This is a genomic window from Nonomuraea sp. NPDC051941, assembly GCF_044593615.1.
Genome location: NZ_JBIUCF010000103.1, coordinates 1 through 19549 on the forward strand (window position 1 = coordinate 1; position 19549 = coordinate 19549).

A 19549-nucleotide genomic window follows, 5' to 3' on the forward strand; every position below is an offset into this window, starting at 1 on the left:
TCAACCGGACGGCCTGCGCGGCAACGGTGCCATGGCCGCAGCCGGACAGTTCGGCGGTGGCGGTGAAGAACCGGACCGGCCAGCCACCGTCCGGCATCCGCCCCGGGCCGAGGAACGCCGCGTGCGAGGTGCCGGCCGCAGCAGCGACCGCACGCCGGTCCGCGTCCGTCGCCGCCGGGTCGTCGTCGGTGACGGCCGTGGGGCTGCCGCCCCGGCCGTCGCGCCGCACGCACAAGCACGACTGGGGCCTGTCCATGCAAGCCAGCGAAAGGGAGGCCCTCATGGAGATGCTCGCCACCTGCTAAACGCCGTCACCGCAATCGGTCGTCAGGATGTAGGCATGAGTTCATCGCAACCCCTCGCCGACCCTGGGTCCGAGCCGGACACAACCTCAGTCGGGGCGGTGAATACTGCTGGCGCGGGATCCGGCCCCCCATCGCCGCACACCCCCCGGTCTGCCCCGGACCACCGCTACTTGCTCGACAACGCCCGGACGGAGGCGGGCGAGCGGTTCACCTGGCTGGCCGAGCTGTTCGACGGTGTCACACGGGGACACTTCGACCGGCTCGGAGTGAAGGCGGGCTGGCGCTGCTGGGAGGTCGGTGCCGGAGGCCCCAGCATTCCCGAGGCACTCGCCACGGCCGTCGGACCAACCGGTTACGTGCTGGCCACGGACATCAATCCTGCCTGGCTGGACCCGCACGGCGGGTACGAGGTGCTCCGGCACGACATCGTCGGGGACCCGCCGCCGCAGCCAGGCACGTTCGACCTGGTACACGCCCGGCTCGTGCTCGTCCACGTCCCCGACCGTGCCCGGGCGTTGGCGACAATGGTGGCGGCGCTGCGCCCCGGTGGCTGGCTATTGGTCGAGGACGCCGATACCGAGCTGCAGCCGCTGGCCTGCCTCGACGAGGTTGGCCCGGCACAGCAGCGCGCCAACCGGCTGCGGCGCGCCGTCCGGGAGTTGATGACCCGCCGCGGCGCCGACCTGCGCTACGGCCGTACGCTGCTGCGGGCGTTGCGTGCGGCCGGCCTGGCCGATGTCACGGCGGCCGGCTGCTTCCCGGTCGGCGGGGTAGCCTGCAACCGGCTGGAGAGCGCGACGGTGCGCATGCTCCGCGCCGAGTTGCTCGCCGCTGGGTTGGCCCACGACGCCGAGATCGACGCGCACCTGGCCGCCATCGATGCCGGCGAGCTCGACCTCACCCTCGCGCCGCTGATCTCGGCATGGGGACGCCGCCCGGGATAGCCCGCGGCGTCCGGGCCGCGGTCAGCCACAGGCCGGTGAACACGGCGCAGGTCAGCGTCACGATGGCTTCAGCATGCCGAGCCTGACCGCCGCAGCGATGCGGCGGTCCTACCCGACCCCGGGCTGAAACGCCCAGCGCGACCCGACCGGCCGTCCCCCTGCAACGCCGCGCCCTTCGCCTGGTGGCGAAACTCGGCACGGGTGATCCGGCTGCGGACTTCACGGTCCCGGAGGGAAGACGCCCTGGCCCGGAGTGAGGATTCCGTCGGGGTCGTAGCGTTCACGGGCCGCCTCGAAGTCGGCCCATGCGGGGCCGTAGTGGGTGCGCCACTCCTCAGGCGTGGTGGGTATGGAGCCGACCGGGTACTGGCAACCCCCGACAGCTCGGGCGCGCAGGTAGAGGGAACGGTTGGCCTCCACCATGTCCTGCGGGCTCTCGGCTCCGGGCGAGGCGGTTCTGAGCAGTCTGCCGGGGATGAAAGCGCTTCCTGGTCGCGCGGATCCTCCTCACCTGCACATCTAGCATCCCCGCCGTCTTTTAACCGGGTGGCAGTCAACGCCCGGCTGACTACCATCGGCTGGATGGGAGATCGCCTCAAGGGCATGCACGCACCCCTGTACTTGCTCGCCGGTGCGCCCGGAGCGGGCAAGACGACACTGCTGCCGCACCTCCTTCAGGCGGCGGACGGGTTGGTCGTGATGGACATGGACGAGCTGCTCGAGGACGGCGAGCTAATCGGCGTGCCGATCGCGGAGCCACAGGCGGCGCCGATCTGGCCGGCCTACGACCGGATGTGGCGACGCATCGTGACGATGGTGCGCCGGGCCGGCCATCCCGTGCTGCTGATGTGTCCGATCCCCGACGCCAGCGAGATACCCGCGTTCGTGCGATGGGACGGGCCGGTCCGCTGGGCCCTGCTGGACTGCCCCGATGACGAGCGGGAACGCCGGCTACGGGAGCGCAGCGCGCCGCAAGATTGGATCGACGACGCGCTGGTAGACGCGGCGCAGGGCAGAGAGCTCATCACGACCGTGTTCCACGCCGTCGGCGCAGATCATGCTGGGCTGGCGACACAGGTGCTCGCGTGGGCCCACAACCTCGCTATCAGGTCCAGCTAGACCGCGTATCGCAACAGCCCGCAGTTTTGAGTACTCCGGCGGCGCGTGAAGCCGGTCTGTCGCTGGAGATCACGGTCAGTCGCTACCGCGCCCTCAGCATCAAGAACCCGCGACAGTTTGATACGCGACCTCACCAGTACGGTCCCCCTTCCCGGAGTCGACGTGGTCAGCCCTTCCTAAGAGGGTGTTGTTCAACGCCATTGCCTTTAGCGCCGAGGGCGTGAGGCAAGCCCTTTCTCGAAGATCGTGACCTCGGCGTGGAAGGTGTAGGTCTGCGTGGCATGGGGGTGTTGCCCAGCGTTCGGGCCGTACTTGCATGCCCGCGTCGGCCGGGCTGATGACGGGTGTCCGTATCGAGGGCTGGACGCTTTCGAGCCCGAGCATGTGCAGTACTTCTTCGGGCGCCGGGATCTGACCCGCGTGCTGTGGGATCGGGTGTCGGCGCAGATCGGGCGGGAGGGGCCGCTGTTGGTGACAGGGCCCTCGGGAGCGGGCAAGTCGTCGCTGTTGCGGGCGGGTCTCATCCCCGCCGCCGACAAGGACTGGCCGGAGGGTCACGTGATCCTCACGCCGAGCGGGACCTCCGAACAATCCCGCGGCGACCCCGTCCGGGGCCTCGCCGAGCGGTTCTGCGGCCAGGAGGCTCCGGACGACGTCCGGGATCGCCTGGCCGACAAGCCCGCTCTGTTGCACGATCTGTTGACGCGGGCCCGGTGCAGGCTCCTGATTGTCGACCAGTTCGAGGAGTCGCGGGGCAGGACGGCGAATCCGTCGGCGGCGAAGGTCTCCAGGATGGACCGGGCCGAGGGCACGGCCTGGTTGTCCCCGAGCCGAAGACACGGCCTCGCTCGTCCTACATCCGCTTTGAAGCGGCGCTGCCGCCCACGCCCGCCAGCGACTCCCACATGTCGGCAGTAGGCATGACGTCGATCACGCCGAGGTGGGCGACGGCGTCGGGGTGATCCAAAGCGGCGCGGAAGGCGACCAGCGCTCCACGGTCATGACCGACCCGGCTGAAACGTTCGTGGCCGAGCTGCCGCATCAGTGCCACCATGGTCGCCGCGGTCACACGCTTGGCGTATTGCTCGTGGCCACCCTCCGGCTTGGCGCTGGCCCCGTAGCCGGGCAGGTCGGGACAAATAACGCGGAAGCGGTCTGCCAGCGCCGGAGCGACATGCCGCCAGGTCAGATGGGTCTGCGGGAAGCAAAACGGGTCGGCGGCAACGCTGAAACCGCGCCCCAGGCCGACTCAACATCAGTAACCAGTAAGTACGGCATTCCAGCAACCCCGGCCGCCGGGATCGACGCGAACGGTTCCCTCCAGCAGCACACGCCGCTCGGACAGCGGACGGCGCGTCAGGTTGAAAATTACGTAATGAACAGGCTCACGGCTTTCAGCCGGGCTCAAAAGCGTGACCGCGTCAGCTGCCGAATTCCTCGGCGATCTTCTGATCGATGGCCTCCGACTTGGGGGTGTAGACCCGATAGAAGTCCTTGCCGCACTCCAGATCGTCCAGAGCGGCCTTGATCTCCTTGTCCAGGTACGGCTTGGCCTCGGCGGCGGTGAGCCTGGCTCCGAAGGTCCGCCCGATCTCGCCCTTCTTGGGGGGTGACGGCACGTCGGGAACGTCCTCGCGCTGCCTGCGGCCGATCTCGTCCTCCTGGTCGAGGAAGGCGGTCCAGCCGCGGGTCGACAGTTGCGTCGGTTTGGTGCCGGAGACCTTGTATCCCTTGCCGGTCAGGCACGTGGCCATGCTCGATGCCAGCTCGACCAGTTCGGCGTCGCCGTCGATCTCGCGCTCAGTCGCCTTGTCCGAGGCGGCGGCGAGCTGGTCGAACAGGTCCGTGTCGGACGCCACCTTCTTGCCGAGGGCCTGCTTGGCCGCGACGACGGCGCAGGCGTTCACGGCCTTCCAGTAGCTCTTGCTCTGAGCAGGGGAGAGCTTCGTCCAGATGTCCCCGTTGGGGTCGGCCCCTGAGAGGTCGGGCATGTTGTCGGGGGCGTCTGGGCCCTTCGGGTAGACGTATGACGAGAAGACCCCGAAGCCGTACTTCGCCCGCTGGGCCTTCAACGCCTCATAGTCGCCGGCTCTGCGCTTGCGCTCCCCGTCGGTCATGGGATCTTCTTGTGGCACGTAGGCGATGTATCTGAAGCCCTTCTGCTTCATGCAGTCCGCCTTGACGGATTCGAACTGGCGTCTCTTATCCTGTGCCGTCGCGGCCGACGTCGAGGGAGGTGAAGCGCCCTTCTCAACCGGCTCGGCGTCGCCCCCGCAGCCGCTGAGCACGATCGTCGCAGCCAGGGTCAAGGCGGTCTTTCTGATGGTGCTCATGGTCGGTCTCCCCGTATTTCAACGTCACGCGCGCACGCGACCGCCGAGGCTTCCGCCCGGCGCGCGTGATCTGCTTCTTCCGTGGCTCGCGTACGAGCCGGCTACCGTCCGATCGGGTAGGTCATGCGGGTCCGGCGGCAAGCGGCCGGTGCCGAGCACTGCCGCGACAGTCGCCCGCCTGGACGTGTTGTGGCCCGTCCCCCTGTGCCCCGGTCGGAGGCTGTGGACGCGACTATGACGATCAGCGCCAATGTGGATCTTTCTGGCATGCCCGGCGACAATACTCTGTTCAATGAAGTATGGTCAACCGCGGTGGCCTCCACGACCCCAGCTCGGGTTGCGCGACCAGCCCCGAAACTCAGCTCCGCCCTCGATGAGGGCCGAGAGTCTCAGAAGCCCCGTGGGAGTCCTCGACCGCCGTGGCGCGGTTCAGCACTCTGCCCCTTGGAAACGATCACGTCGCGGCCCTTCCGCGTCGGTGCACAGGCGCAGGAACACCACACTCTCGCGCTTCTGCGAATGGCACAGCACGTGATCAGCTCGTGCGCTGTCACATCTGGCCATGCACGCTACCGGCCGGGCCACTTGACCGGGGCGGTTGTTCGCACCGGCCTGAAATCCTGGTCGGCGCCGCCGAAGACCACGCCGGCCGCTCCGCCCCGACCTTACCGGCAGGCGTTACGGTGCTCGGCATGGTGATGCGCGCCCGGTGCGTGGAGACACGCAGGCCGGGTGCGGCGGGTGGGCCGGGGAACCCCATCATGAGCAATCACGGCAGGGCGCCCCAGTCCGGCCCACCCCGGCACTCCTCGTAGCCGCGGTGGTCATCCGGCTTGAGGTGAAGCCGTCGCGGTGACCGTCACCGATCTCGCCGGGGGTGGGGAAGTGCCCGGCGGGCGGGCCCTTCCCCACCTGTCAGTTGACGGCGTAGGCGCGGATGACGGTCTGCTTGACCGTCGTCCCCGACGCGTCCGTCGCCGTGGCCCTCAGAGAGACGCATCCGGCCGTACGCGGGTTGGGCACGGTCGCCGTCCAGCCGGACCCGCTCCGGACGCTCGGCACGGGATGCCAAGTGACGCCGTCGTCGGAGGACATCTCCAGCCTGAGCGAGGTCACCTTGGCCTGGGCCGTGCCGGGGTTGCGTTCCACCTGGACCGGTACCTTGGTCACGCTGCCGGTCCGGGCCCGGCTGAACGTGTCGAGACCGGACGGGAGGTACCGGACCGCGATCAGCGGCAGCGCTCGCCGCTCGGGCGTGCTCGCGGAGGTGAACGTCCAGACCGACTCCACGCTCGACGACAGTGCCGTGTGCGGCACCTGCCTGCGCATCGAGGTGGTGAGCGTGTACTCGGACTGCTGCGCGGGCAGCGTGGCGGTGAGCTGGCAGGGCTTGCGCAGGCAACTGGCGAGCGCTGTCTCGGCGATCGTCCGCCCGTCGCGGGTGAGAGTCGCGGTGCCGGTCGCGGCGTCGTCGGCTCCGGTCCTGCCCTCGGCGCCGTCCGCGAACAGGCGGCCGGCGTCGAAGGACAGCACGTCACCGGTGCGGGTCCCGTTCGGTCTGGCGAACGAGGGGCCGGCGACGGGGGCGTTCCACACCTCCTGGGTACGCCCGCGCTTGGCGACCTTGCCGGCGTCCCGCATCGAGGACGTGCCCGTGTCGAACGCGCTCTCCCACGTGAGCCCGGGAGTGCGGTAGTAGGTCACGGTGCCGGGGAGCGTCACGTCCTTCGGGAGCGTCGCCTGGAACCCGCTACGGTCGTCACCGAACCTGGGGGCGAAGTGCGGCCGCCCCTGCGCGGCGACACCGGCGGCGAGGAACGTCGCCTCCACCTTCGCCAGCTCCGCGCGCCGGGCCCGCTGCCCCATATCGGCGGGAAGTCCGCCGGCGCGTGCGTCGACCAGGTCGTAGACGCTGCCGTCCGTAGCGTCCCAGATCGACCTGAGCTGGTAGCTCAGCCCGGCCTCGCGCACGGGCACGGCGTAGAACTCCTTGGTGGGATCGAAGTTGCCCCGCCAGCCGAGCGACCACTTGCCGAGCCGCACTTCGAAGTGGGCGAGGTTCCTGGGCGCGGCCGTGGGGTCGTCGACGGCGAAGCCGGCCGGCCGGCCCTGGCGGGCGTCCAACGTGATCTGCTGGTCGCCGCCGTCGATCCGCAGAGCGGTGTGAATGACCGTCACCGAGGTGGTTTCGGTGATGTCGGCGTAGAGGTTCCATCGTCCCTCGGGCAGGCGCACCTTCGCCGTGCCGCCCAGGAACACCAGGGGCCGGACCGCGCCGGTCTCCGGGTCGTAGATCTGGGCGTAGGGGAAGGGGTCACCGGGTTCCCTGCCGATGGCGGTGACGGTCACGTCATACGACTCCGGCTCGACGTACGCGCCGGCCGGCGTACGGATCTCGCCCTGGCCGGAGACGGCGGTGACGATGCCGGGGTAATCGCCAGGGGCCTTGCCGGTGGCGTCGATGGTCAGCGTGACCGACGCCGTGCCGTGGGCCGGCACCTCGAGGCGTTCCTGAGCCGGCTTCAGCACGTCACCGCCCTGCGTGCCGAGTTGCAGGGTGACGGGGGTGTCGCCGGAGTTGGCGTACGTGATCGTCTTGGTCGAGACCCGCTCGCCTTCGCCGTCCCAGGGGAAGGCGGCCCACAGGCCGGCGGGCTCGGCCACGACCTGCTGGGCCAGGGTTCGTACGAGGTCCACGCGTCCGGTGCCCTGTTCGTACGGTGTCGCGCCCGGCGTGGCCGCCGCGCTGCCCATGAGGGCGGCCTTGAGCTGCCGTCCGGTCCAGTCGGGATGCCGCTGGGCCATGATCGCCGCGGCTCCCGCCACGTGCGGGGCGGCCATCGAGGTGCCGCTGTACTCCACGTGCCCGCCGCCCGCCTTGGCGGCCATGATGTTCACGCCGGGGGCCGTGATGTCCGGTTTGATCGCGTGGTCGCCCTCGCGGGGGCCTCTACTGGAGAAGGCGGCGACCAGGTCATCGTCGTTGACCGCGCCCACGGTCAGGGCGGCGTCGGCGCTGCCGGGGCTGGACACCGGGGCCTGGCGGCCGTCGTTGCCCGCGGCGATGACGAACAGCGTGCCGGTCTGTTCGGACAGCGTGTTCACCGCCTGTTCGACGGGGTCGAGCTCCGGGGTGTCGGGGCCGCCCACGCTGAGGTTGACGACCTTGGCCTTGACCTCGGTGGCGGCCCACTCCATGCCCGCCAGGATCGCGGAGTCCGAGGGGCCGTAGAGGCCGCCGACCTTGCCGATGGCCAGCCGGGCGCCGGGCGCGACTCCCCGGTACTGCTCCCCGGCTCCGGCCACGGTGGAGGCGACGTGCGTGCCGTGCCCGACGTTGTCGCCGATGTCGGGCTCGTCGGAGAAGTTGCGTTCGTGGGTGACCACGCCCTTGAGGTCGGGGTGGTCGGGGTCGTAGCCGGAGTCGAGTACGGCCACCGTGACGCCTTGGCCGGTCATTCCCTGTTTCCAGGCCTCGGTGGCGCCGATCTGCTTGACGCTCTTGTCGAGCGTCCAGGGGCGCAGGCCGTCGAGCCAGAGCTTGCCCTTGCCGGCCGTCAACGCCCGGGGTCCGCCGGTGAGGTCCTTCCAGGTCTGGGCGGCGTTCTTCTTGGGGACCTGAAGGGTGGACATGCCGAGCCCGGCGAGCCGCCGTGCCCCCGGCACGTCCGCCGACTGGACGATCATGGGGATGTCGGACCGGTCGGCGTCGCCGTAGCGCCAGGTCAGCAGTTGCGTGACGTCGAACAGCCGCGGGTCCAGGACGCCCTGGGCGATCAGGGGGCGGGCGTCGAACGGGATCACGTGCAGGTGGCCCTCGATCACCTGCCGGGTGAATCCGCTCCGCCTGCCTGGCCCGGGGTCCACACGTACGCCCCCGCCGGTGACCACGACGCGGTCGCCGGTGATCAGGGTGACGGCGCCGGACGGTACGCCGGGCTCGGGCCGGTCCGGTGGTGGCGCCACGGTGATCGCGCCAGTCAGCAGGACGGACGCGAGAATGCCGCCTAAAATCATGAGCTACCTCCATCAATACATGATCTTGATGAGGGCAGCGACAATACTTCTTTTAACGTAGTATGGTCAATGGGTGAAGGTGGCCGGCTCGTCCAGGAGCGCCCGCACCGTCGGAGCGCAGTGCGCCTGGGGCGACTACCTCAACAACCCGCCGGCCGCGCACCTCGGCCTGACCTACCCACGAGCCGCGATCGGCCGCAGACCCCGGCGAGCCGACATGTGATGCGCTTGGCATCCACGGCGGAGCAGAACGACAAGGTGGCGCCAGGGCAAGGCACAGCGTCGGTCGAGCAGGGCGAAAGTGCTTGGCACCGGTCGCGGACGGCGTAGATGTCGACCAGGTCGCGGCACAGAGCGGCGATTCGTCATCTGGCGGCAGGGGACACGTTCGAGAGCGGAAGGTCGCATCCGCAGGTAGGCGCGGATCCAGCAGAGCTCATCAGTCGACGGCACCTGGCCGGCGGCGCGGTCCAGGTGTCCTCTCCTGTCTGCTCGGTCCTGGCGGCTCACGATGGTCGGGCGGATTCGGATTCGGCGGCTCCTGCCCGGCCATCGCGTCTGCCCGGTCCCGTCAGGGGGCCCCGAAGTCGGCTCGGTGGTCGGCGGCCCACTGTGCCAGAGCGCGGCCCGGTCGCCCGGTCACTGCGGTGACGGGACGTGGGACGTCGGGGACGGTGAGGGTGTCGTGCCAGTAGTCGAGCAGCATCTTCATCATCGGCTCGGGGATGAACTGTGCGGTCTCGGCGCGGAACTCCTCGGGCGTGATCTCCACCAGCGGGATCTCCTGTCCCAATGCCTCGCCGACGATCGCCACCTGCTCGGAGCGCGTCAGAGCCTGCGGGCCGGTGAGCGGGATCGCCTCACCCAGATGGTCGTCGGACAGCAGGGTCTCGGCGGCGGCCTCGGCGACGTCGTACTCGTGAATCGGGGCCTGTGCCGATGCGAGGTATGGCGCCCGGATCGGTACGCCGGAGCGAATCTGCCAGGCCCAGGAGAGCAGGTTGCCGGCGAAGGTGCCGGGCCGCAGGATCGTCCAGGCATCGGTGCGGTCGGTCACGGCGGCCTCGACCGCGGTGTGGTGGAGCTGGCTCGCCGAGTCGTGGTCGCGCTGGAACTCCTTCGCGGCAGCGAGGGAGGACAGCACGGTGAAACGGTGGACGCCGTGGGCGACGGCCGCGGTGACGAACGCGTCAACGCCCTGAGCGGGGAAGACGAAAGCGCGATCGACACCGTCGAACACCTCCGACCCGAGCGTGGCGGCGTCGGCCAGGTCGCCGGCGACGACCTCGACCCCGGCCGGCAGGTCTGCGTCATCGGGCTTGCGGGTCAGCGCACGTACGGCAGCGCCGCGGGCGAGCAGGGTCGTGACGAGGTGACGACCGACAGCGCCGGTCGCGCCGGTGACAAGGATGGTCAAGATGGGCTCACCTTAGGAAATGATGCCGGTCCGTCCGGCTTGAACCCCAACCTAAGAGGGGTTTAGGACATTTTCTGTCCCTATTTCTCCTAGACTTGGCGAGTATGCCGGAACAGACCACGGCTGAGCGGGCGCTGCGCCTGCTGGAGCTGCTGCAGGCCCGCCGGTCCTGGAGCGGCGGCGAACTCGCCGACCGCCTCGGCGTCGACGGCCGCACATTTCGGCGGGACGTGGAACGGCTACGGGGCCTCGGCTATCACATCGAGGCACGTCGCGGCCCCGACGGCGGCTACCGGCTGTCCACGGGCAGCGACCTGCCGCCACTGGTGTTCACCCCGGACGAGGCGCTCGCCGTGGCCGCTGCCCTCGCCTCGTCGGCCGCAAACGGCGCTGCCGGCGGGGGCGAGGTCGCGCTCACCGCCCTGGCCAAAATGGAGCAGGTGATGCCCCCGGCGGTGCGCCGGCGGGTGCGGGCGCTGCGCTCCTCGGTCGCCCTCGGCGACACACCGAATGCAGTGGCCGGCGCGTATCCGGCTCCGATGAACGCCGACGTGCTGGCAGTCCTGGCCCTGGCGTGCCGGGACGCGGAACGGGTCCAGCTGCGCGTGATGAGCACCGAGGGCGCCGACACCGGACGGGAGTCCCCGCGCCACGTCGAGCCTGCCGCCCTGGTGCCCCGGCAGACCCGGTGGTTCCTCGTCTGCCGCGACCTCGACCGCGGCTGGCGGGTGTTGCGCGTCGATCGGATCACGCGCGCATCGGCGACGGGCGTGCGCTTCGAGCCGCGGGAGGTCCCCGGAGGCGACCCGGCCGCGTTCGTCACCAGCCAGCTCGGCGCCCCGCCTCGGCAACATACAGCGACGATCCTGATCCACGCCCCGATCGAACAGGTACAGGCGTACATGGGTGGCTTCGCCGCGGACTTCGCCCCGACGACAACCGCCACCGGTCAAGCAGCGACACACTGGCGCATCGCCGATGTACGTCTGGAGGTCCTCGCCGGCGGCCTGCTCTGGGTGCGATGGCCCTTCGAGGTGATCGACTCTCCCGAACTCGCCGCCCTGCTGCGGGACCGAGCCGCAGCCTTCGCCTTCGCCGCCGACCCGCGCTGAAGCGGACTCACCGTGTCCGTTCCGGATGAAGTCTTCAGAGCCCCTGTTCCGGCAGCTGGGAGTGGCGATGTAGATCCGAACTCCAGTGGCTGCGACTGTTCGACTTCACCCTGCTTTCGCACCGTGCCCACGGCTATTCCGAGTTCCCGCGACACCTGCGCATTGCCGGCTCCCGGCACCGCGCACGCCAACACGATCTTCGCCCGGATCGCCGGGCTCGACGATTCCACCGACATGCCGATCAGCCGAGCCCGCTCGGCTTCCGTCAGGTGAATCTCTACCGCGGAGTGCTCTGACCGCAGAGGTTCGCCGGGTCGATGGCCGCTTCGTTCACCCTGGGAGCGATCTGTGTTTCTGGGTGGCGGTGTCACGCAGAAGAAAAGTGATTGCCGCTGGGGCCAGAGCTCATGTTGGCTGGGCGGCATGGCTGAACTGCGTACCGATCGCCTCATCTTGCGCCGATGGCGTGACTCCGACCTTGCACCGTGGGCGGCGATGAATGCCGATCCCGAGGTCCGGGAGCACTTGGGCGACCTGCTTACCCGCGAACAGAGCGATGCCTCCGTGTCGCGATTTCAGGCCGAGTTCGACCAGCGAGGCTACGGGTGGTGGGCGGTTGAGGTGGAGACCACGGGCGAGTTCATCGGCTTCGCAGGCTTGGATGAAGTGGACGACCACATGCCGTTCACAGGAGTGGAGATCGGCTGGCGGCTCGCCCGCTCGGCCTGGGGCCAGGGTTACGCCACCGAGGCTGCGCTGACAGTCCTGGCCCACGGCTTTGACGCTCTTGAGCTTCCTGAGATTCTCGCTGTCACAACGGCCACCAACCTTCGTTCCCAGGCGGTGATGCGCCGGATCGGCATGACCCGGGACCCGGCCGACGACTTCGACGACCCCACCGAACCCGAAGGGCCACTGCGTCCGAACGTGCTGTACCGCATCGCCCGTAGTGCGAGGATCTGACGTTCTCCGCTGGGGTCATTTGATCAGGCTGCGACGGCGACGGGGCGTCCGCCCCAGCGAATGCCTTTCTCGCTGCGGATGCGGGCGCGTTCCCTGTGTTGGGCGGCGAGGGGCGTTGTGCGAGTTGATGTCCACGATGTCGCAGTGTGATCGAGCGGATCATCACGGCGTGGAAGGCCGCGCATCGCTCCGTCAAAGGCCACCAGGGCAATACGAGATGCGCGAGATTGTGAACGCGATCCTCTGCCGAGGGCGGACCAGCGGGACTACCTACCACCCGGCAGCGCGACCTGCTACTACTTCGCCAAGTGGCGTGACGACGGCACCGCCCAGAAGATCCATGACCTGCTGCGCTGGCACGTGCGGGAGCAGAAGGGACGATTAGCCGATCCGAGTCCGGTGGTGCTGGATACCGAGAACGTCCACGTGGCGGCCGGGCTCCCGCCACCACGACGCGCAGGGACGCGGCCAAGAAGGTGCCGGGCCGCAAGGGAGGGCTGGCGGTGGACGTGTTCGGCCTGGTCATCGCGGTGATTGTGCTGGCCGCCTCCGCACACGAGAACGCTGCCGGGACCGCTTTGCTGGACCGGGTCGCAGCCCAGACCTCCGGCATGGCGACCAAGGCCCTGGTCGATCAGGGGTTCAAGAAGACAGTCGTCGACCATGGGGCCGGGCTTGGGATCGACGTGGAGATCGTCGAACGCAACCCCGCCGACCAGGGGTCGTCCCCCAGCCGAAACGATGGATCGTCGAGCAGACGTACGGCACCTTGATGCTGCACCGGCTCCTGGTCCGCGACCACGAACACCTGCCGGCCAGGTCCGAATCACGGGTGTACTGGGCGATGACCGACGTGATGTCCCGCCGGCTGACCCGCACCCCCGCACCGTCGTGGCGGTCGACATGACCAGGCCAGATGCGCAGGAACCGGACCCGGCACGTGGCTGTTGAACAAGATCGACGCCCGCGAGCGGGCCCTGACCGGCCAGACCGAGCAGACCCTGGTGGGCATCGATGGCATGACCGCGCACCTCGGCGAACTGCACGAAGCGATCGAGCACCTGCGGATCACCCGCAAGACCCTGCTGTCCCTCGCCGAAGAACCCGGACCCTGCCCATCGTGAAGCCGAACACCGAGAACCTCCGCGCCAAGCTCAAGCGCCTGGTCAACCAGGGCCTTCTCGTCGAGACCGAGCCAGGATTGTTCGTTCAGCCACGCCCCCAGCCCAGCTGATAGCGCCCTGACCAGCCCGCCTTCCCCAAAGCAAGGACGGGGGCATCAACTCGCGCAATGCCCACTGAGACTCTGACTCATTTGGCGATCGGTCGTTAGGTCATCCGTGAATGCGTTGGCACGATTGCCCCGACGCCCGGATATCCGATAGGTAAGGCTCTGCCATAATGCGCGGGCATGAGGATCTTGCGCAGCAGGACGATGCTGATCGCTTACGTGCTCGCGCTGGCATCCTGCGCCGCCGAACCATCGCCGCTGTCCGCCCCGCAGTCTTCGGCAGGCTCGCCGAAGACCGCCGTGTCGAGCGCAGCGCCGCAGTCGTCCCCGACGGCCTCTGCGGTTCCGGTGCCTGGATGGCAGCCATTGGAGCCGAACGGTGAGCAGGCGGACGGCATCGCTTTGAGTGATGTGGCTGCGACGGGTCCCGACACGGCTTGGGCGGTCGGTCAGTACGCGGAAGCGGAGGACGACGCTTCCTCCTCGGGAATCCTGCTGCGCGTGGACGGCTTGCGATGGCGGTCCGAGCAGAGCACCGAGGGTCGCATCCTCGGCGACCTCAGCTCGGACTTCAGAGCAGTGGACGCCGACGGGTCCGGCAATGCCTGGGTCGTCGGCAGCGTCGACTCCATGGGGGAGGGCAGCGCAGATACCAAACAGTTCCCGTTAGCCTTGCGCTGGGACGGTCGGAACTGGGACATACACACGCCCTTCGCAGAGTCGTGGGACCTGTACACATCCTTGAAAGACCGCAAGGACCGCTGGCTGACCGACTGGCTGGCCGACGTCGCCGTGGACGGCCGGCGAGCGGCGCTGATCGGGCTACGCGGCTCGGCGGACGCCGGCGAGATCAGCTCACCTGTCCTCTTGACGTGGAACGGCAGGCGTTTCAGCAGGCGGGAGTATCAGCGTGGCGGCAGGTTCAACGCCGTGGACGCCGGAGCGGGGCACGTCTGGATCGTGGGCATGTCGTCCAGCGGCCGATGCGCGGACTCGCACCCGGCGATCTGGCACAGCGCGTCCCCCGGTGGCGCGCCGACGCAGATGAGACTTCCCAGCCTGGGACGCGGCTCGTTGCGGCACATCTGGCAGAACAGCCCGTCCGACGTGTGGGCGGTGGGTGAGACCAGTACCCGGTGGGCCTGCGACCAGTACGGGCGGCCGGGCGGGCCGCTGGTCCTGCACTGGAACGGCACCTCCTGGAAGAAGATCAAGTTTCCCAGGTGGAAGGTGAGTCTGCAGAGCGTCACCGCCTTCGCCGCTGACGACGTGTGGGTGGCCGGTGTCGACGACGGTGGCGACGAACGACCCACGCAGGTCACGCTGCTGCGCTACGACGGGCGACGATGGACCCGCGACTACCGCGACGTCGGCGGCGAGATCTGCGGTGACGGCTTCACGATCACTCGTTTCCTCACCATCTCCCGTCTCCTGCTGGCCGGGAGGGCGCACTGCGGCGACGACACGAAACACTTCCTCCAGATCCACCGCTAGAAGCGGATGACACGCCATGTAACTAATAACCCTTGAGTCTTTGTATCGCCGCGTGACGCCGGTTCCGGCGTGAAAATGCGGTGCTGACCCGCCGTGTCCGAAGGGTCCGGCTGCGAGGTTCGATCGGTTTCGGCGATCATCGTGGTGATGCCGGACTTCTGCGTCACGATGGTCGGACGCCGCCTGCGACGTCGAGTGAACTTGGCGCGGTAGAGCCCGTCCTTGAGTCTGACGCCGGGTACCGATCTTTCTAGGGCTGTTCCTTGTCGCTACGTGCACGCGGGCCAGATTTTCCGCTCGCCCCGGTACCCCGGGCGGCGTGCTCCGTACCCCCGATCAGGAGTGAGGCCCCGTGGAGGATGTTGAGGACGAGCCACTGTACCTGGAGCGGGTATGCGGGCTGGACGTCGCCAAAGGCCAGGTGGATGTGTGTATCCGGATACCTGGCGGCAAGAACCCCAAGCACCGCGCTCAAGAGGTCCGTACGTTCGGCACCACCAAGAGAGAACTGCTCTCGCTGGCGGACTGGCTGCGCGTGCACGGCGTCACCGATGTCGCGATGGAGGCAACGGGTGACTACTGGAAGGCGCCGTTCTTCCGGCTGGAGGCCGAGGGCTTCGACTGCGTTCTGGCCGACGCCAAGCAGGTCAAGCATCTACCTGGGCGGCCGAAAACCGACAAGGCCGACTGCGTTTGGCTGGCCAAGAACTTCGAGCGGGGCATGCTCGCGGCCTGTTTCGTGGCCACCGAGGAGTTCCGGACGATCCGGCTGCATACCCGCTACCGGCGGAACCTGACCCAGGAGCGGACCCGGGAGAAGCAGCGGGTGGAGAAGCTGCTCGAGGACGCTCTGATCAAGCTGTCCTGCGTACTGACCGATGTGCACGGCGTGTCCGGCCGGGCGATCATGGAAGCGCTCATCGCGGGCCAGAAGAACCCGCGGACGCTGGCAGAACTGGCGGTCGGCCGGGTCCGTAGCAAGGTCCCCAAGTTGGTGGAGGCCCTTGACGGTGCCGACACCTTCCAAGAGCGTCACGCGTTCTTACTGCGCAAGATGCTGGATCGCATCGACCGCCAGAGCGCCGACATCGACGACGTCACCGCGCAGATCGACGTTCTCCTGATCCCCTACGAGGAGCAGCTCGCGCAGATCGACTCGGTCATCGGATTCGGGCGACGCAGCGCCCAGGACCTGCTCGCCGAGTGTGGCATCGACATGTCCAGGTTCCGCACCGCTGCCCACCTGGTGTCCTGGTCCGGCTTCTGCCCGCTGATGAAACAGTCGGCCGGCAAGCTCATCGGCCGCAACGCCCGCACCAAAGGCAACCGGTACATCGGCGCCGTGCTCGGCGAATCGTCCACAGCAGCCGGACGCACCAAGACCCGGCTCGGAGCCCGATACAGACGCCTGGCCAAACGCCGTGGCAAGCCCAAGGCCCAGGTCGCCACCGGCAACACCCAGCTCAAGATCATCTATTGTCTGCTGTCCAATCCCGGCATGCGCTACGAAGATCTCGGCCCCGACTACTACGAGACGCGGATGCACCACCGCAGACAGGTCCGCAATCACGTCAAGAGCCTGGAGCGCCTCGGCTACACCGTCACACTTGACACCATCCCTGCTGCCACCCGCCCAGCGGAAGAAGAGGTGGCCTAACCCTCAGACCTCAACCGATACCCGGCTCCGCTGACGCTCCGCCGGGTGCTGCCGCGTGCCCGGCTGAGGTTCTATTTTCGGGCCAGTACTCGGAGTTCGAGGAGCTGCCGTCGCTGTCGGATCTGGAGAAGTTCTTCTTCCTGGACGCGTTCGATCGGAACGTGATCGCGCGGTCGCGTCAGGATGCGCATCGTCTCGGGGTGGCATTGCAAATCGGGACGGTGCGGTACAAGGGGCTGTTCCTGGAGGATCCGCTCGCCGTGCCGTGGCCGGTGGTGGATTACTTGGCCGAGCAGTTGGGGATCGATGATCCGTCGCAGGTCAAGTGGTACGGGGTGCGGCCGCAGACGGCCTATGACCATGCGTGGATGATCCGGGACGCCTACGGCTATCACGTGTTCGAGGACCGGAGCTCGTGGGATGGTCGGGTTCTGGCGAAGGGGTTCTTGACATTCCTTCATGGTCGGGGCGTGGACGCATGCGGAGGGCCCGACGGCGCTGTTCGACCAGTCGGTGGCATGGTTGCGGCGGCATCGGGTGCTGCTGCCTGGGGTGAGGGTGCTGGAACGGCTGGTCGCCAGCGTCCGGGAGCGGACCGATGAGCGCTTGTATGCGGCGGTGGCGCGGCAGGCCGCTCGCGCGGACTCGGGTCTTCCTCGCTCGCTGGTGGGTCTGCTGGAGGTTCCGGAGGGGGCGAGGTTTTCGGAGCTGGAGCGGCTGCGGCAGGCCCCGAAACGGCAGTCGGGGGCGGAGATGGTGCGGGCGTTGAAGCGGGTCGATGACCTGGCCCGGTTCGAGCTGGGGCGCGTCGAGGTGTCCAAGGTGCCGGTCCGGCGGATGAAGACCCTGGCGCGGCATGGGGCGGGTAGCAAGGCGCCGCTGCTGGCGCGTCTGTTGGAGCCGCGGCGGACCGCGACGCTGGTGGCGGTGACCCGGAGCCTGGAGGCGGAGGCGATCGACGACGCGCTCGACCTGTTCGCGCTGCTGATTGCCACAAGACTGATCAGCCCGGCGCCGAAGGTCGGGCGGTGACCGGTTGGCGATGCTGCCGAAGCTGGAGAAGGCGTCCAGGCTGTTGTCGCGGGCGGGCCGGGTGCTGGTGGAGCAGCTCGACCTGGTCGCCGAGGCGAACGCAGATCTGGATCCGGCGGCGTTGTGGGCGGCGGTCGCCGAGGAGGCCGGGTCGACCAAGGAGCAGGTCCTGGCGGCGCTGGAGTCGGTGGAGGAGCTGGTCCCTGACGATGACGGCGCGGCGGAGGCCGCACTGCGGGCAGCGCTGGTGGACAAGTACAACACCGTTCGGCCGTTCCTGAAGCTGCTGGGCGAATCGAGGTCACTGGGGGCGGCGGCCGGGGGCGTTCAGGTCCTCGCGGCGGTCCGGCGGCTGCCGGAGCTGGCGCGCCGGCAGGTGTCGCGAAAGCCGCTGCTGCCGAGGGAGATCGATGTTGCGCTGGTGACGCCGGCGTGGAAGCGGGCGGTGTTCGCCAACGCTGCTCTGCCGCCGGACGCGGTGGACCGAGACGCCTATGTGGTGTGCGTGCTGGAGGCGCTGTACCGGGCGCTGTCGGTTCGGGACGTGTTCGCCACCCCGTCGCTGCGGTGGGCCGATCCCCGCGCTCACCTGCTGGACGGCCGGGTATGGGAGGCGGTTCAAGAGGACGTGCTGGCGTCGCTGTCGCTGACCGATCCGGTCGAGCGGCACCTGGACGGCAAGCTCCTGGCGTTGGACACGGCGTGGAAGCAGATGGCCGCCCGGTTAAAAGAGGCCGGTGAGGACGCCCGCGTCCGGGTGGTCACGCCCGCCGACGGTCGGGGGCGCCTGTCGGTGGACAAGCTCGGCGCGGTCGGCGAGAGCCTGTCGCTGACGTGGCTGCGGGCGGCGTGCCAGGCGATGCTCCCTCGGATCGACCTGCCCGAACTGCTTCTTGAGGTGCACTCCTGGACCGGGTTCCTGGACGCCTACGTGCACTTGGCCGACATCTCCACCCGGATGCACGACCTTCCCCGATCGCTGGTGGCGCTGCTGGTCGCCGAGGCCTGCAACGTCGGCCTCACCCCGGTGATCAAGGACGGGGACGAGGCGCTCACCCGCGGCCGGCTGTCGCACGTCGACCAGAACTACGTGCGATCCGACACCCACGCGGCGGCCAACGCGATCCTCACCGAGGCCCAGCGGTCCGTCCCGATCGTCACGCAGTGGGGCGGCGGCTTGCTCGCCTCGGTCGACGGCCTGCGGTTCGTCGTCCCTGTGCAGACGATCAACGCGGGCCCTTCCCCGAAGTACTTCGGGTACAAGCGCGGCATCACCCTGCTGAACGCCGTCAACGACCAGGTCATGGGATCGGGCAGGTGGTCGTTCCCGGCACCCCGCGCGACTCCCTGTACATCCTCGACTGCCTGATCAACATCGACGCCGGCCCCAAGCCGGAGGTTGTCACCACCGATCAGGCGTCCGACTCCGACATGGTGTTCGGGATCTTCTCCATGCTTGGCTACCGGTTCGCGCCCCGCTTCGCCGACCTCGGCGACCAACGGTTCTGGCGCGCCGACGTCCCCGGCCGTGATGCCCCGAGCGACTACGGGCCCCTGGAGGTGATCGCCCGCAACAAGATCAACCGCAAGAAGATCCACACCCAATGGTCCGACATGACCCGGGTCGCCGGATCCCTCGTGACCAACCAGGTCCGCGCCTACGACCTGCTGCGCATGTTCTCCCGAGGCGGCAACCCCACCCTGCTCGGGCAGGCCTTCGCCGACTACGGCCGCATCGACAAGACCCTGCACCTGCTGTCCGTCCTCGACCCGATCGACGACTCCTACCACCGGCGGCTGAACAAGCAACTCACCGTCCAGGAATCCCGGCACCGCCTCGCCCGCAGGATCTGCCACGGCGCAACCGGACAGATCCGGCAGGCCTACCGTGAGGGCCAGGAGGACCAGCTCGCCGCGCTCGGCCT

At 68.7% G+C, this 19549-nt stretch carries 17 protein-coding genes and 4 pseudogenes; 15 read left to right on the forward strand and 6 right to left on the reverse strand.

What is annotated here, in order from left to right:
- The coding region (locus tag ACIHFD_RS66460; protein ID WP_397375726.1) for a PhzF family phenazine biosynthesis protein at positions 1–256 on the reverse strand (256 nt) is incomplete at its 3' end.
- Between the two features lie 219 nt (positions 257–475).
- Between ACIHFD_RS66460 and ACIHFD_RS66465 the strand changes: the two genes are divergently transcribed.
- Positions 476–1249 (forward strand): methyltransferase domain-containing protein, encoded by a 774-nt coding sequence (locus ACIHFD_RS66465; RefSeq protein ID WP_397375727.1) that lies wholly within the window; start codon positions 476–478, stop codon positions 1247–1249.
- 219 nt (positions 1250–1468) lie between these two features.
- Here ACIHFD_RS66465 and ACIHFD_RS66470 read toward each other — a convergent pair whose 3' ends face one another.
- Positions 1469–1672: a hypothetical protein gene (locus ACIHFD_RS66470; RefSeq protein ID WP_397375728.1), complete on the reverse strand. Its 204-nt coding sequence runs from the start codon at positions 1670–1672 to the stop codon at positions 1469–1471.
- A gap of 159 nt (positions 1673–1831) precedes the next feature.
- Here ACIHFD_RS66470 and ACIHFD_RS66475 point away from each other — a divergent pair, with 159 nt between their 5' ends.
- Positions 1832–2368: an AAA family ATPase gene (locus ACIHFD_RS66475; RefSeq protein ID WP_397375729.1), complete on the forward strand. Its 537-nt coding sequence runs from the start codon at positions 1832–1834 to the stop codon at positions 2366–2368.
- A 276-nt stretch (positions 2369–2644) separates the two neighbouring features.
- Positions 2645–3286: a hypothetical protein gene (locus ACIHFD_RS66480; RefSeq protein WP_397375730.1), complete on the forward strand. Its 642-nt coding sequence runs from the start codon at positions 2645–2647 to the stop codon at positions 3284–3286.
- On the opposite strand, the pseudogene ACIHFD_RS66485 reads toward ACIHFD_RS66480, so the two are convergent.
- The 3 genes and pseudogenes from ACIHFD_RS66485 to ACIHFD_RS66495 all read right to left on the reverse strand — a co-directional run.
- Positions 3243–3572: pseudogene (locus tag ACIHFD_RS66485) on the reverse strand (alpha/beta fold hydrolase); the annotation flags it as partial. The gene ACIHFD_RS66480 and the pseudogene ACIHFD_RS66485 sit on opposite strands and share 44 nt — an antisense overlap.
- Before the next feature lie 217 nt (positions 3573–3789).
- Positions 3790–4701, reverse strand: a complete 912-nt coding sequence (locus ACIHFD_RS66490; protein WP_397375731.1) for a hypothetical protein — start codon at positions 4699–4701, stop codon at positions 3790–3792.
- A gap of 915 nt (positions 4702–5616) precedes the next feature.
- The gene (locus ACIHFD_RS66495; RefSeq protein ID WP_397375732.1) at positions 5617–8718 is read right to left on the reverse strand and encodes a S8 family serine peptidase; all 3102 of its coding nucleotides are present in this window, start codon (positions 8716–8718) and stop codon (positions 5617–5619) included.
- Positions 8719–8791: 73 nt separating this feature from the next.
- Between ACIHFD_RS66495 and ACIHFD_RS66500 the strand changes: the two genes are divergently transcribed.
- Positions 8792–8941, forward strand: coding sequence for a hypothetical protein (locus tag ACIHFD_RS66500; RefSeq protein ID WP_397375733.1), 150 nt, complete (start codon positions 8792–8794; stop codon positions 8939–8941).
- A gap of 348 nt (positions 8942–9289) precedes the next feature.
- Here ACIHFD_RS66500 and ACIHFD_RS66505 read toward each other — a convergent pair whose 3' ends face one another.
- Complete coding sequence (locus tag ACIHFD_RS66505; protein WP_397375734.1) at positions 9290–10135, reverse strand: SDR family oxidoreductase; 846 nt, start codon at positions 10133–10135, stop codon at positions 9290–9292.
- Positions 10136–10239: 104 nt separating this feature from the next.
- On the opposite strand from ACIHFD_RS66505, the gene ACIHFD_RS66510 reads away from it, so the two are divergent.
- The 11 genes and pseudogenes from ACIHFD_RS66510 to ACIHFD_RS66560 form a co-directional block, all read left to right on the forward strand.
- Positions 10240–11247: a helix-turn-helix transcriptional regulator gene (locus ACIHFD_RS66510; protein WP_397375735.1), complete on the forward strand. Its 1008-nt coding sequence runs from the start codon at positions 10240–10242 to the stop codon at positions 11245–11247.
- 423 nt (positions 11248–11670) lie between these two features.
- Complete coding sequence (locus ACIHFD_RS66515; RefSeq protein ID WP_397375736.1) at positions 11671–12210, forward strand: GNAT family N-acetyltransferase; 540 nt, start codon at positions 11671–11673, stop codon at positions 12208–12210.
- Between the two features lie 503 nt (positions 12211–12713).
- A complete protein-coding gene (locus ACIHFD_RS66520; RefSeq protein ID WP_397375738.1) occupies positions 12714–12983 on the forward strand; it encodes a hypothetical protein in 270 nt (89 codons plus the stop codon).
- Complete coding sequence (locus ACIHFD_RS66525; RefSeq protein ID WP_397375739.1) at positions 12983–13117, forward strand: hypothetical protein; 135 nt, start codon at positions 12983–12985, stop codon at positions 13115–13117. Before ACIHFD_RS66520 ends, ACIHFD_RS66525 begins: the two co-directional genes overlap by 1 nt.
- A gap of 40 nt (positions 13118–13157) precedes the next feature.
- Entirely contained in the window at positions 13158–13334 is a 177-nt protein-coding gene (locus tag ACIHFD_RS66530) for a hypothetical protein (protein ID WP_397375740.1), read from the forward strand.
- 608 nt (positions 13335–13942) lie between these two features.
- Complete coding sequence (locus tag ACIHFD_RS66535; RefSeq protein ID WP_397375741.1) at positions 13943–14935, forward strand: hypothetical protein; 993 nt, start codon at positions 13943–13945, stop codon at positions 14933–14935.
- 352 nt (positions 14936–15287) lie between these two features.
- Complete coding sequence (locus ACIHFD_RS66540; protein WP_397375742.1) at positions 15288–16592, forward strand: IS110 family transposase; 1305 nt, start codon at positions 15288–15290, stop codon at positions 16590–16592.
- A gap of 140 nt (positions 16593–16732) precedes the next feature.
- Positions 16733–16948: pseudogene (locus tag ACIHFD_RS66545) on the forward strand (DUF4158 domain-containing protein); the annotation flags it as partial.
- Positions 16949–17051: 103 nt separating this feature from the next.
- Positions 17052–17126: pseudogene (locus ACIHFD_RS66550) on the forward strand (hypothetical protein); the annotation flags it as partial.
- A 24-nt stretch (positions 17127–17150) separates the two neighbouring features.
- The gene (locus ACIHFD_RS66555; protein WP_397375743.1) at positions 17151–17624 is read left to right on the forward strand and encodes a hypothetical protein; all 474 of its coding nucleotides are present in this window, start codon (positions 17151–17153) and stop codon (positions 17622–17624) included.
- 859 nt (positions 17625–18483) lie between these two features.
- A pseudogene (locus ACIHFD_RS66560) lies at positions 18484–19549 on the forward strand (transposase); the annotation flags it as partial.